The organism is Pseudomonas sp. DWP3-1-3b3 (assembly GCF_049896305.1).
Lineage (GTDB): Bacteria > Pseudomonadota > Gammaproteobacteria > Pseudomonadales > Pseudomonadaceae > Aquipseudomonas > Aquipseudomonas azotoformans_A.
The window spans coordinates 564898-578205 of the sequence record NZ_JAFCUA010000004.1 but is presented as its reverse complement, the minus strand read 5'-3'; the positions used below and the strand labels follow the sequence as shown (position 1 = coordinate 578205).

The window sequence follows — 13308 nt, the reverse complement described above, 5'->3', positions numbered from 1 at the left end:
TCAGTCCTCCCAGATCTGTACGGTTTTCAGCACGTCGCGGCGGTTAGCCTTTTTGGCGCCGAACATATTGGTGTCGGAACTGCCGCTACAACCGCTGCCGAAACTGAAGCCACAGCCGGAACGCTCGGCAAAGGCGTCACTCATGGCGTCCTCGCGGTGGGCGCTGGGCACCACAAAGCGGTCTTCGTAGTTGGCGATGGCCAGGTAGCGGTACATCTCTTCCACTTGCGGCACGCTCAAGCCCACATCTTCCAACACTTGCAGGTCCTGCACGCCTTCCACTTGCTGGGAACGCTTGAAGGCACGCATCGCGAGCAGACGTTTGAGGGCACGCTTGACCGGTTTTTCGTCGCCGGCGGTCAACATGTTGGCCAGGTAACGCAGGGGGATGCGCAGGCTGTCCACGTCCGGGATCACCCCATTCATGCCCACGGTGCCGGCAGCGGCGGCGTTCTGGATCGGCGACAGCGGCGGCACGTACCAGACCATCGGCAAGGTGCGGTATTCCGGGTGCAGCGGCAGCGCCAGCTTCCAGTCCACGGCCATTTTGTAGACGGGCGAGCGCTGGGCCGAGTCGATTACCGACTGTGGCACGCCATCGGCCAGAGCCTGGCGGATTACGGCCGGATCGTTGGGATCGAGGAAGATCTCCAGCTGTTTCTCGTAGAGGTCGTGTTCGCTGGCGGTGCTGGCCACTTCGCTGATGCGGTCGGCGTCGTACAGCAACACACCAAGGTAGCGGATGCGGCCGACACAGGTTTCGGCGCACACTGTGGGCATTCCGGCTTCGATGCGCGGGTAGCAGAAGATGCACTTCTCGGACTTGCCGCTCTTCCAGTTGAAGTAGATTTTCTTGTACGGGCAGCCGCTGATGCACATGCGCCAGCCCCGGCATTTTTCCTGGTCGATCAGCACGATGCCGTCTTCTTCACGCTTGTAGATCGCACCGCTGGGGCACGACGCCGCACACGCCGGGTTGAGGCAGTGCTCGCACAGGCGCGGCAGGTACATCATGAAAGTGTTTTCGTACTCGCCATAGATGTCGGCCTGGATCTGGTCGAAGTTCTTGTCCTTGCGGCGCTTGGCGAACTCAGTGCCGAGGATTTCTTCCCAGTTGGGCCCCCACTCGATTTTCTGCATACGCTTGCCCGACACCACCGAACGCGGGCGCGCAGTAGGCTGGTGCTCGCCCAGCGGCGCCGTGTGCAAGTGCTGGTAGTCGAAGTCGAAGGGCTCGTAGTAGTCGTCCAGGCTCGGCAGGTCGGGGTTGGCGAAGAGGTTGGCCAACACGCGGAATTTGCCGCCGATACGCGGGTTGATGGTGCCGCTGGCGTTACGGATCCAACCGCCCTTCCATTTGTCCTGGTTTTCCCATTCCTTGGGGTAGCCGATGCCGGGCTTGGACTCGACGTTGTTAAACCATGCGTATTCCATGCCTTCACGGCTGGTCCACACGTTCTTGCAGGTGATCGAGCAGGTGTGGCAGCCGATGCATTTGTCCAGGTTCAGCACCATGCCGATCTGTGAGCGAATTTTCATCTCAGTTCTCCTCGATATCGGTCGGCAATGGGCGTGGCAGGTCATCGCCGTGGGAGCCATCGAGCCAATCGACCTTGGCCATCTTGCGCACCACGACAAACTCGTCGCGGTTGCAACCCACCGTGCCGTAGTAGTTGAAGCCATAGGCCTGCTGGGCATAACCGCCGATCATGTGGGTCGGTTTTAGCACCACGCGGGTCACCGAGTTGTGGTGGCCGCCACGGGTCTTGGTGGTTTCCGAACCCGGCACGTTCACGATGCGTTCCTGTGCGTGGTACATCATCACCATGCCCTCCTTGACGCGCTGGCTCACCACCGCACGGGCGGTCAGCGCGCCGTTGACGTTGAAGCATTCGATCCAGTCGTTGTCCTCGATACCGGCGCGTTTGGCGTCGATTTCCGAAAGCCATACGATCGGCCCGCCACGGCTCAGGGTGAGCATCAGCAGGTTGTCGCTGTAGGTGCTGTGGATGCCCCATTTCTGGTGCGGCGTGATCCAGTTCAGCACGATCTCGGTTTCGCCATTGCTGCGTTTGCCCTTCACCCCTTCGATAGTGCGGGTGTTGACCGGTGGCCGGTAGCTCATCAACTGCTCGCCGAACGCCTGCATCCACGGGTGGTCCTGGTAGAACTGCTGGCGGCCGGTGATGGTGCGCCATGGGATGTTTTCATGGACGTTGGTGTAGCCGGCGTTGTAGCTCACGTGCTCGTCTTCGAGGCCCGACCAGGTGGGGCTGGAAATGATCTTGCGCGGCTGCGCCTGGATATCGCGAAAACGGATGGCTTCGTGGGCCTTGGAAATCGCCAGGTGGCTGTGGTCGATGCCGGTGAATTCCGACAGCGCGGCCCAGGCTTTCAGGGCGACCTTGCCGTTGGTTTCCGGGGCCAGGGACAGGATCACCTCGGCCGCGTCGATGGCCGTGTCGATCTTCGGCCGACCGTGGCTGATGCCTGCATCACCTTCGTGATGATTCAGCTCGCCGAGAAACTCGACTTCTTCCTCGGTGTTCCAGTTGATGCCCTTGCCGCCGTTACCGAGTTTTTCCAGCAACGGGCCGAGGGAGCTGAATTTTTTGTAGATATTCGGATAGTCGCGTTCCACCACCGCCATGTTCGGCGCGTTCTTGCCGGGTACCGGCGCCACACCGGCGCTTTTCCAGTCGGTGCCGCCAAAGGGCTGGGCCAGTTCGCCAACGGTGTCATGCATCAGCGGCACGGTGACCAGATCCTGCTCGACGCCCAGGTGCCCGACCGCAATGTCGGAAAAGGCCTTGGCGATGCCCTTGTAGATTTCCCAGTCAGAGCGCGACTCCCACGCCGGGTCGATGGCCGCCGACAACGGGTGGATAAACGGGTGCATGTCCGAGGTGTTCATGTCGTCTTTTTCGTACCAGGTAGCGGTCGGCAAGACGATGTCGGAATACACGCAGGTGGACGACATGCGGAAGTCCAACGTGGTCACCAGGTCGAGCTTGCCGATGGCGCCCTCGTCGACCCACTCGGCCTCGGTGGGCTTGCTCTCGCCGCCAAAGCCGATGTCTTCGTTCATCACGCCGTTCTTGGTGCCCAGCAAGTACTTGAGCATGTACTCATGGCCCTTGCCCGACGAACCGAGCAGGTTGGAGCGCCAGATAAACATATTGCGCGGGAAGTTCGCCGGGCTGTCCGGTTGTTCGCAGGCAAAACGCAAGGTGCCGTCCTGCCAGGACTTGACCACGTAGTCTTTCGGGTCCATGCCCGCCGCCGCCGCATCCCGGCAGATGTGCAGCGGGTTAGTGTTGAGCTGCGGCGCACTCGGCAGCCAGCCGGCGCGTTCGGCGCGGATGTTGTAGTCCAGCGCATGGGTGGGAAACTGCGACTTGTCCGCCATGGGCGAGAGCACATCGTGCATGTTCATTTTTTCATGGCGCCACTGCGAGCTGTGGCCGTAGAAGAAGCTGGTGCCGTTCATCTGCCGTGGCGGACGACTCCAGTCCAGGCCAAACGCCAGGGGCAGCCAGCCGCATTGCGGGCGCAGTTTCTCTTGGCCGACGTAGTGGGCCCAGCCGCCGCCGGTCTGGCCGACGCAACCGCAGAGCATGAGCATGTTGATCAGCCCACGGTAGTTCATGTCCATGTGGTACCAGTGGTTCATCGCCGCGCCGACGATGATCATCGAACGGCCCTTGGTCTTGTCGGCGTTGTCGGCGAACTCGCGGGCGATCTGGATGGCTTTCTCGCGGCTGACGCCGGTGATCGCTTCCTGCCAGGCCGGGGTGCCGGGCACGCTGGTATCGTCGTAGCCCTTGGCGACGTTGCTGCCGCCCAGGCCACGGTCGATGGCCAGGTTGGCGGCCGACAGGTCGAACACCGTGGCGACCTTGGCCACGCTGCCATCGGCCAGCGTCACACTGTGCACCGGCACGCGTCGGAACTGCACGGCATCCCCGGCCACATGCTGGAAGTGCTCGTGGGATTCGCCGGCAAAATACGGGAAGCCCACCTCGGCCACGTCCGCGCCGATCAGGCTCAGTTTCAGGTCGATGGCGCGACCTTCTCCGCCCTCTTTGGCGAGGATGTTCCACTTGCCCTTCTCGCCCCAGCGGTAGCCGATAGAGCCTTGCGGCGAGACCAGTTCGCCGCTTTCGTCGAGGGCGATGGTTTTCCATTCCGGGTTGTTGTCCTGGCCGAGGTTGCCGGTGAGGTCCGAGGCGCGCAGGAAGCGGTCAGGCTGGAAGCCGGCACCCGGTGCAAAACCGGTCACGGGCTTGAGCATCACCAGCACCGGCAGGTCGGTAAAACGCTTGGCGTAATCGGTGAAATAGGGGCTCGGGTGGTCGAGGTGAAATTCCTTGAAGATCACATGATTGAAGGCCTGGGCCAACGCGGCGTCGGTGCCCTGCTTGGGGTTGAGCCACAGGTCGGTGAGCTTGGCCACTTCCGAATAGTCGGGGGTGATGGCCACGGTCTTGGTGCCCTTGTAGCGCACCTCGGTAAAGAAATGCGCGTCTGGGGTACGGGTCTGCGGGACGTTGGAGCCCCAGGCGATGATGTAATTGGAGTTGTACCAGTCGGCCGATTCCGGCACGTCGGTCTGTTCGCCCCACACCATGGGCGAGGCCGGTGGCAGGTCGCAGTACCAGTCATAGAAACTCAGGCACACCCCGCCGAGCAGCGACAAGTAACGCGAGCCGGCGGCGTAGCTGACCATGGACATGGCCGGGATCGGCGAGAAGCCGACGATGCGATCCGGCCCGTATTGCTTGATGGTGTAGACGTTGGAGGCGGCGATGATTTCGTTCACCTCCTCCCAATTGGAACGGATGAAACCGCCCATGCCGCGCTTACTCTTGTAGGACTCGGCCTTGGTCTTGTCCTCGACAATGCTCGCCCAGGCGTCTACCGGGGCCATCGTCAGGCGTGCTTCACGCCACAGTTTGAGCAGGGGCTTGCGGATTTTCGGGTACTTGAGCCGGTTGGCGCTGTAGATGTACCAGCTGTAGCTGGCGCCACGCGGGCAGCCCCGGGGTTCGTGGTTGGGCAAGTCGTTGCGGGTGCGCGGGTAGTCGGTCTGCTGGGTTTCCCAGGTGATCAGGCCGCTTTTCACATAGATCTTCCACGAGCAGGAACCGGTGCAGTTCACCCCGTGGGTGGAACGCACGATCTTGTCGTACTGCCAGCGCGAACGGTAGACGTTTTCCCAATCGCGCGACTCCTTGCGGGTCTCGCCGTGGCCTTCGGAGAACTCGTCTTGCTTGCGGTTGAAGAACCGCAGTTGATCCAGTAAGTGACTCATGATGCTTTCCTCATCAGGCGTGCCGTGGGGTGCGTTGCCCCGCGAATTCAGGTCGGACTAGCAGGGTGTGGCGCAGCCTTTGCGGGCGTACCACCACCAGGTCACGACGATGCAGCTCAGGTAGAAACCGACAAACAGGTAGAAGGCCATGGCCGGGCTGCCGGTAGCGGCCATGGAACTGCCGAAGGATTTGGGGATGAAGAACGCACCGAACGCGCCCATGGCCGAGCTGAAACCCAGCACGGCGGCGGACTCCTTGCTGGCGTCCTTCAAGGACTGTTCACGCACGGCGGCAGGTTTACCGGCGCTGGCTTTCTCGTGAAGGGTGCGGAAGATCACCGGGATCATGCGGAAGGTGGAGCCGTTGCCGATGCCGGTGGTGATGAACAGCAGCATGAACAGGCCGAGGAAGCCGTAGAAGCTGCCGCCCTGCCCGTTCTGCGGCAAAAAGTGCAGCACGCCGAACACCATCACGATCATCAGCACGAAGTTCCACAGGGTCACCCGTGCACCGCCCAGTTTGTCCGCCAACCAGCCGCCCAGTGGACGGACCAGTGCACCCACCAAGGGGCCGAGAAAGGCGAACTTCAGTGCTACCACGTCCGGGAACGAGGTTTTGATCAGCAGGGGAAACGCCGCCGAGAAGCCAATGAACGAGCCGAACGTCGCCAGGTACAACCAGCACATCAGCCAGTTGTGCTTGCGCTTGAAGATCACCGCCTGGTCACTGAACGAGGCGCGGGCGCTGGACAGGTCGTTCATGCCGAACCACGCCGCCACAGTGACGATGAGGATGAACGGCACCCAGATGAAGCCAGCGTTCTGCAGCCACAGTTGGCTACCGTCCGCCAGGGTTTGCGGTTGCCCGCCGATCAGCCCGAATACACCGAAGGTGATCACCAGCGGCACGCAGAACTGCATCACCGACACCCCCAGGTTGCCCAGGCCGGCGTTCAAACCCAGGGCGGTGCCCTGCTGGGCCTTGGGGTAGAAGAAGCTGATGTTGGACATACTGGAGGCAAAGTTGCCGCCACCAAAACCGCAGAGCAACGCGATCAATACGAAGACGCTATAGGGCGTGCTCGGGTCCTGCACCGCAAAGCCCATCCACAGTGACGGCAGCAAGAGTGACGCGGTGCTCAGGGCCGTCCAGCGGCGCCCGCCGAAGATCGGCACCATGAACGAGTAGAACACCCGCAATGTAGCCCCAGACAAACCTGGCAGCGCCGCCAGCCAGAACAACTGGTCGGTGGTGAAGCTGAAGCCGATGGCGTTGAGGCGCACGATCACCGTGCTCCACACCATCCACACCGCAAAGGCCAGCAGCAGCGCAGGAATTGAGATCCACAGGTTGCGGGTGGCGGTCTTCTTGCCGCTGGCGCCCCAGAACGCCGGGTCTTCGGGGCGCCAGTCGTGGATCACCGGGCCCGAGTCGGGCTTTTGCGCGATAGACATGATCATTCTCCTTGGCCAGCTCGTTTGCCGAGCAACGGCTGTTTGCGGATTTCGCTGAGGTACATCCAGGTCAGGGAGACCCAGACCACGCCGTACATCAACATGAAGCAGGAAGAGCGCACGCCGGTGAGGTCCACCAGGGCGCCGAACAGGATCGGCAGCACAAAGCCGCCCAGGCCACCGGCCAGGCCGACGATGCCGGACACCGCGCCCATGTTCTGTGGGTAGTCATTGGCGATGTACTTGAACACCGAGGCCTTGCCGAACGCGAAGGCGATGCCCATCACAAACAGCAGCACGGTGAACAGGCTGGCATTGAGGCCGATATGGAAGTCGAGGGGGCCGTTGACGGTCATCACTTGCAGCTGGGTCTGCGGATAGCTGAGCAGGAACAGGCAGATCCAGCTCACCCACAGCACCCACCAGGTCACGCTCTGCGCGCCCCAGCGGTCCGACATCCAACCGCCGACCGCACGCAGCACACCGCCGGGCAGGGAGAAACACGCTGCCAGCAGCGCAGCGCTTTGCAGGCTGAAGCCGTATTCCTGCACGTAGTACTTGGTCACCCACAGGGCCAGTGCCACGTAACCGCCGAAGACGATGGAGTAGTACTGACAGTAGCGCCACACGGCCGGGTCTTTCAGGCACAGCAACTGTTCACGCAAAGTGGAGCCGCCAGCACTGCGATGGTCCTTGTTCTCACTGGTGAGAAACCAGAACAACAGCGCGGTGATGAACAGGATCGCGCTGAACACCTTGGGCACCAGGTGCCAGGAGCCGAGGGCGATCAGCGCCGGGGCGAGAAACTTGGTCACCGCCGCCCCCGCGTTGCCGGCGCCGAACACGCCCATGGCGAAGCCCTGGTTGTCCTTGTCGAACCATTTGGCGACGTAGGCAATGCCCACCGAGAACGATCCACCGGCCAGGCCGACAAACAGGCCCAGCACCAGGAACTGCCAGTAGGCAGTAGCATAGGTGATCAGGTACAGCGGCAACACGCAGGCAAGCATCAGCAGGAAGAACACGATGCGTCCGCCGAAGCGGTCGGTGAGCAAGCCCAGGGGCAGGCGCACCAGGGAGCCGGTCAATACCGGGGTGGCAGCCAGCAGGCCGAACTGAGTTTCGTTGAGTTGCAGCAGATCCTTGATGGGCACGCCGAGCACGGCGAACATCATCCACACCATAAAGCAGACGGTGAAGGCCAGGGTGCTCATGCCCAGCACCAGGCCTTGTCTCATACGGGGTTGAGTCACGGTATGCGCTCCAGAAAGTGATTCCATGAGCACAGGTTAGGGGCGACACCCCCGCCGAACTTGACCCAGATCAACGTGGGCCGGGTGGGTATGGGGCTATGCTGGCCCCGTCTACCTCCAAGGAGGTAGCCAGCAAGACAAGAGAAAGCCTTTATTTATCAATGGATTGTTCTCTTGTGCCGGCTTTTATCCGTGGGAGGGTTCGCCGGCAATTCTTTAGAGGTAGTGCGCCAGGGAAGGCCATCTCCACCCCCTTTCCCGCTCCAGGTGCGACCATGCTGCTCTGCTGCCCCCTTCGACTGCGCCGTCATGCTTGATTGGCTGCGCAGCTCCCTGCCCGCCCGCGCCGGCCTGGCGGTGATCCTGATTGCGATCCTGGCCCTGGCCAGCTCCCTCAGCGCCGGGCTGATCGCCTGGTTCAGCCAGGGCGACGCCGCCGCGATCAACACCGCCGGCTCGGTGCGCATGGAGACCTATCACCTCAGCTGGAAACTGGCGACCGGTGCACGGCCGGATGAAGTGGCCGAGGTCAGCCAGAGCCTGCAACGGCGCCTCGACAGCCAGTCGCTCAAGGCCGTGCTTGAAGATGGTCCCCACAGCGCCTTGCTACAGAGTTACCAGCAGATCCAGCAGCGCTGGAACGACGAGCTGCGTCCGGCGGTGATGCGCGGCGATGTGGCGCTGTTCCAGGCCAGCGCACCCGCGTTCGTCGAGCAACTGAACCAGTTCGTCAGCCTGTTGCAGCAACAGAGCGAGCACAAACAGGGCTGGCAGCAAGCGATCCAGGGCCTGGCGCTGTTCAGCACCTTGATCATCCTGCTGATTGGCCTGTACGAGTTGCAATACGGCGTAGTCACGCCCTTGCAGGAACTGGTGCACGCCACGCGGCGCTTTCGCGATGGCAACTACCAGACCCGCGTCAACCACCGCTCCGAAGATGAGTTGGGCCAGTTGGCCCTGAGCTTCAACGCTATGGCCCAGACCATCGAGGCCTCCCACCGCACCCTGGAAACCCAGGTGCAGCTCAAGACCCTCAACCTGCAACAAGCCAACGCGGCCCTGGAATTGCTTTACCAGAGCAGCCGCAGCCTCGCTACACGGCTGGCCAATGCCGAGGGCCTGGATGAACTGATCCGCCGTTTCCAGAAACGCCTGCCGGGCTTGCGCCTGTCGCTGTGCCTGCAAGGCCACTTCCTGGCACCCGCCCAGCAGATGCTGGCGCTGCATGGCGAACACAGCCGCAACGTCTGCGCGATCGGTGATTGCGCCACCTGCGAGCGTCACCACGCTGCACCGCCCGAGGTATTTAGCATCAGCAACCAGGGTGCCGAACTGGGCGAACTCAAGGCGCACTTCCTGGATGGCCACGCGCCGCAGGATTGGGAAAAACAACTGATCCAGGCCCTGGCCAACCTGATCGGCACCTCGTTGTCCCTCAAGCGCCAGCGCGAACAGGACCACCGCCTGTTGCTGCTCGACGAGCGCACCATCATCGCCCGCGAATTGCACGACTCCCTGGCCCAGGCACTGTCCTATATGAAGCTGCAAGTGAGCCGCATGCAGACCCTGATCCGCCGTGGCGAGCCGGTGGAAACCCTGGCCACCGTCACCAGCGAGTTGCGCGAAGGCCTTAACAACGCCTACCGCCAACTGCGCGAACTGCTCACCACCTTCCGCCTGCAGATCCATGACGCCGGGCTGGTGCAGGAGCTGCAAGACACCGCCGAAGAATTCTCCCGCCGTGGCGAATTCCAGGTGCATCTGCACGTGGACGCGTTGGCCTTCCAGCTGTCGGCCAGCGAACAGATCCATATGCTGCAGATCACCCGCGAGGCGCTGTCCAACTGCCTGCGCCACGCCCATGCGCACAATGCCTGGCTGCAACTGCGCCAGGTTGGTGAGACCGTAAGCCTGAGCATCGAAGACGATGGCCGGGGTTTCTGTGGCGACGTCGACCAACGCGAACACCACGGCCTGACCATCATGGACGAGCGTGCGCGCAGCCTGCACGGCCACCTTGACATCAGCCCGCGCGAGCCCCAGGGCACGCGGGTGCAATTGCGTTTCCAGCCGGAATTTCTTGGCCATTCTCTACAAGGCACCGCCTCATGAACACCGCTATTCGCCACCGAATCCTGTTGGTCGACGACCACCCGATGATGCGCCACGGCATGCGCCAGATACTTGAACTGGAAGACGACTTGCACGTGGTCGGTGAGGCTGGGAATGGTCAGGAGGCGCTTGATCAGATCGCTACGTTGCAGCCGGACCTGGTGTTGCTGGACAACAACATGCCGCACATGAATGGGCTGGAGACTCTGCGTCGCCTGCGGGGCATGGACTATGCGGGGAAGGTGCTGCTGTTTACGGTGTCCGACGCGGAGGACGATATTCGTGATGCCCTACGCTTGGATGCCAATGGTTATCTGCTCAAGGACATGGAACCGGAGTTGGTGGTGGAGTTCATCCGTGATGCCTTGCAGGGGGCCTTGGTGATCAGTCCTGGCTTGACTCGCGTACTGGCCCAGGCGTTGCGCTCGCCGCAGCCGCATGCGGCGGTGGAGTTGACTGAGCGGGAGCGGCAGGTGTTGAGGACGATTGCCAGTGGCTACAGCAACAAGGTAATCGGGCATAAGTTGGGGATCACCGAGGGGACGGTGAAGGTGCATGTGAAGAATTTGCTGCATAAGCTGGGGTTGAGGTCGCGGGTGGAGGCGGCGGTTTGGGCTATGGAGCATTTGAGGCAGGTGGGGTGATGTGGGGTTGTGGGCATCCGTTATTTGGGTGATGGCCGCTTAACCCAGCGCCTACAGAAAACGAAAAGCGTATCCACGATGCGAAGCGAGTCGCTCTTGATCTTGATCTGAGCCGCCGTAAGGGCGGAACCAATACCCGCCGTGACCTAAACAACGGATATGTACACAGTCAAACAGCGCCCCCAGCCCTCTCCATCCCCCACCACAACCACCCCGGCAACACATCCGAATCAAGACTATCAATCAAATTCTTCAACCCCAACCCCAACTCCGTATCCCCCTCAATCACCAACCGCCGCCGAAAAAACAACGTATCCGGATCCTCCTGCCGACTGGCCAACAACAAAAACTCCCGCCAATTGCCACTGATCGTCACCTCGGCCTCAGCCCTCGAAGCAACGCGCAACCCATCCCGCCCCAACGTCAAATACCAACACACCCCCACATCCTGAACACGCAGGCACATCCACCGCCCACGCAACAAATCAAACCCACCGTCGCGCAGAGGCTGCGCCAAACACCGATTAAGCCCCTGCTCCAACGCCAACCGCTGAACGGCAAACGGCACCCGCCGAATCAACGGCAACACCCGATCCGCGCCCTTGAGCACCCACTGCTTGCGACTCAACACCCCACCACCTCCTCAACCCGCAACATCCCCGCCTGCCCATGCCAGTAACCATTGCAGCCGTCGACAAACAACGGCGGCGTGGCGCCCTGACGTACTTGATCAAACGCACGCACCACATCAACCATCCCCTGCGCCCGAGGACTCAGGCGCAGCACATCAGCACCACACGAGACCAAGCCGCGATAGTCAGCCAACAAGTTGGTCACCTCGGCGGACATCGTCTGAATCCCATTCAAGGTAAACAACGCCTGCCCTTCCTGACTGGCCAAGGCCATGCCATCCGGATAGTTGATGCAGCAGAACTGGCAATCATCCTTCGGCCGATTCTCCGCCCGCGCTGTAAAACAACGCGCCGAGTACGCCAGGGGTAGATGCCCGTAGGCGAATATCTCCACTTCCGGCAATGGCCGCCCCAACTCACGCACTTGCTCCAGTACATCGGCGATCAGGCCGTGGGAGCATTCCACCGGCGGCACCCAGCGCTGCATACCCGCATCGAGCAGTTGCACCAGGGCATGACCGTTGTAGAGGTTGAGCGCCGGGCCGCCGACAAAGGGCAATTTGCGCTCGATCAGCAACTGCACGGCGCCCATGTCGTTTGCCTCAACCAAAAACTCACCGCTGTCACACAGGCGGCGCAGGCTGGACAGCTCGGACGCAGCTTCGATCAACGTGAGGCTCGACAACACGATCTGCGCCGAGCTGCACGCGTGCAATTCGCGGCCCAGGCCAAGCCATTGATCCAGGTTGAATGCGCGGCGTTTGGCACACACGGTTTCCCCCAGGTAAATCACGTCCAGGGGCAAGCCTGCCATGTCCGCATAGAAGCGCCCAAGGTGTTCTTTGTCCCAATAAAACAGCACCGGTCCCAGGCTGAGTTTCATCTGTGTGTCCTCACTGCCATGCACGATGGTAAGCACCCAGGGTGGTCTGGCTGCCTTCGGAAAGCCCTGCGAGCACTTGGCGCCACGGGTCCTTGACCGCAAAGTTCGCGGGGTTGGCGCGGTAGGTGTCGAGGGCTGCGCGCCACACGCGGGTGACTTGTTCCACGTAGGCTGGGCTGCGTTGTCGGCCTTCGATCTTCACCGCTTCCACGCCGATGGCGCTGAGTTCGGGTAGCAGATCCAGGGTGTCGAGGCTGGCGGGTTCTTCCAGTGCGTGGAAGCGCTTGCCGCCCACCAGAAAGCGGCCCTTGCACAGGGTCGGGTAGCCGGCGGGTTCATCCGGAGTGTAGCGATCGATCAACACGTCGCTGAGGCGTGCGCTGAGGCCGTCGGCGTCGTCGCTCCAGCGTACCGCCTTGGCCGGTGAGCACACGCCACAGAGGTTGGGCGACTCGCCGGTGATGTAGGAAGACAGATGGCAACGCCCCTCGGCCATGATGCACAGGCTGCCAAAACCGAACACTTCGATGGGCACGGTGCCGCTGGCCGCCACTTGTTTGACCTGGGCCAGCGACAGCACCCGTGGCAGCACGGCGCGGCGAATGCCGTAGTGTTTGACGTAGAACTTCAACGCCGCCGCATGGGTGGCCGAGCCTTGCACCGAAAGGTGCAACGCCATGTGCGGATGGCGTTGCGCGGCGTAACCCAGTACGCCAGGGTCGCCCGCGATCAAGGCGTCTACGCCGTGGTCGGCGGCGCGGTCCACGGCGCGTTGCCAGCGCGGCCAGATCTTCGGCTGCGGGTAGGTGTTGACCGCCACATAGAGCTTGCGCTGATGTTGGCGAATGTGGGCGACAGCGGCGTCGAATTGTTTGTCGTCCATGTTCAGCCCGGCGAAATGCCGGGCATTGGTGTCATCGCGAAACCCCACGTACACCGCATCGGCGCCTTGGCGCACGGCGGCTTTCAGCGCTGGCAGGTTACCTGCCGGGCAGACCAGTTGCATGACGGTTCC

The 13308-nt window shown here is 62.0% G+C and carries 9 protein-coding genes; 2 read left to right on the top strand and 7 right to left on the bottom strand.

Features of this window, described 5'->3' with window-relative positions; all coding sequences use genetic code 11:
• The 4 genes from narH to ACP7BX_RS16080 are packed head-to-tail and all read right to left on the bottom strand — an operon-like array spanning position 1 to position 8022.
• Positions 1-1539, bottom strand: a complete 1539-nt coding sequence (gene narH, locus ACP7BX_RS16095) for a nitrate reductase subunit beta (protein ID WP_269130928.1) — start codon at positions 1537-1539, stop codon at positions 1-3.
• A 1-nt stretch (position 1540) separates the two neighbouring features.
• Complete coding sequence (locus tag ACP7BX_RS16090) at positions 1541-5314, bottom strand: nitrate reductase subunit alpha (protein WP_426160696.1); 3774 nt, start codon at positions 5312-5314, stop codon at positions 1541-1543.
• 57 nt (positions 5315-5371) lie between these two features.
• Positions 5372-6769: a NarK family nitrate/nitrite MFS transporter gene (locus tag ACP7BX_RS16085; protein WP_426160695.1), complete on the bottom strand. Its 1398-nt coding sequence runs from the start codon at positions 6767-6769 to the stop codon at positions 5372-5374.
• Positions 6770-6771: 2 nt separating this feature from the next.
• Positions 6772-8022, bottom strand: a complete 1251-nt coding sequence (locus ACP7BX_RS16080) for an MFS transporter (RefSeq protein ID WP_426160694.1) — start codon at positions 8020-8022, stop codon at positions 6772-6774.
• A 309-nt stretch (positions 8023-8331) separates the two neighbouring features.
• Between ACP7BX_RS16080 and ACP7BX_RS16075 the strand changes: the two genes are divergently transcribed.
• Positions 8332-10134 carry a HAMP domain-containing protein gene (locus tag ACP7BX_RS16075; protein ID WP_426160693.1) on the top strand — a complete coding sequence of 601 codons (1803 nt, stop codon included), beginning with the start codon at positions 8332-8334 and terminating at the stop codon, positions 10132-10134.
• Positions 10131-10778: a two-component system response regulator NarL gene (narL, locus tag ACP7BX_RS16070; protein WP_426160692.1), complete on the top strand. Its 648-nt coding sequence runs from the start codon at positions 10131-10133 to the stop codon at positions 10776-10778. Before ACP7BX_RS16075 ends, narL begins: the two co-directional genes overlap by 4 nt.
• 169 nt (positions 10779-10947) lie before the next feature.
• Here narL and ubiT read toward each other — a convergent pair whose 3' ends face one another.
• The 3 genes from ubiT to ubiU are packed head-to-tail and all read right to left on the bottom strand — an operon-like array spanning position 10948 to position 13299.
• Positions 10948-11409: a ubiquinone anaerobic biosynthesis accessory factor UbiT gene (ubiT, locus tag ACP7BX_RS16065; protein ID WP_269130934.1), complete on the bottom strand. Its 462-nt coding sequence runs from the start codon at positions 11407-11409 to the stop codon at positions 10948-10950.
• Positions 11403-12293: a U32 family peptidase gene (locus ACP7BX_RS16060; RefSeq protein WP_426160691.1), complete on the bottom strand. Its 891-nt coding sequence runs from the start codon at positions 12291-12293 to the stop codon at positions 11403-11405. Before ACP7BX_RS16060 ends, ubiT begins: the two co-directional genes overlap by 7 nt.
• 10 nt (positions 12294-12303) lie before the next feature.
• A complete protein-coding gene (gene ubiU / locus ACP7BX_RS16055) occupies positions 12304-13299 on the bottom strand; it encodes a ubiquinone anaerobic biosynthesis protein UbiU (protein ID WP_426160690.1) in 996 nt (331 codons plus the stop codon).
• Between the last annotated feature and the right edge of the window lie 9 nt (positions 13300-13308).

Excerpts from the sequence above, each read along its gene's own strand:
- narH (WP_269130928.1), bottom strand. The coding sequence starts at position 1,539 with ATGAAAATTCGCTCACAGATCGGCATGGTGCTGAACCTGGACAAATGC.
- ACP7BX_RS16090 (WP_426160696.1), bottom strand. The coding sequence starts at position 5,314 with ATGAGTCACTTACTGGATCAACTGCGGTTCTTCAACCGCAAGCAAGAC.
- ACP7BX_RS16085 (WP_426160695.1), bottom strand. The coding sequence starts at position 6,769 with ATGTCTATCGCGCAAAAGCCCGACTCGGGCCCGGTGATCCACGACTGG.
- ACP7BX_RS16075 (WP_426160693.1), top strand. The coding sequence starts at position 8,332 with ATGCTTGATTGGCTGCGCAGCTCCCTGCCCGCCCGCGCCGGCCTGGCG.
- narL (WP_426160692.1), top strand. The coding sequence starts at position 10,131 with ATGAACACCGCTATTCGCCACCGAATCCTGTTGGTCGACGACCACCCG.
- ACP7BX_RS16060 (WP_426160691.1), bottom strand. The coding sequence starts at position 12,293 with ATGAAACTCAGCCTGGGACCGGTGCTGTTTTATTGGGACAAAGAACAC.
- ubiU (WP_426160690.1), bottom strand. The coding sequence starts at position 13,299 with ATGCAACTGGTCTGCCCGGCAGGTAACCTGCCAGCGCTGAAAGCCGCC.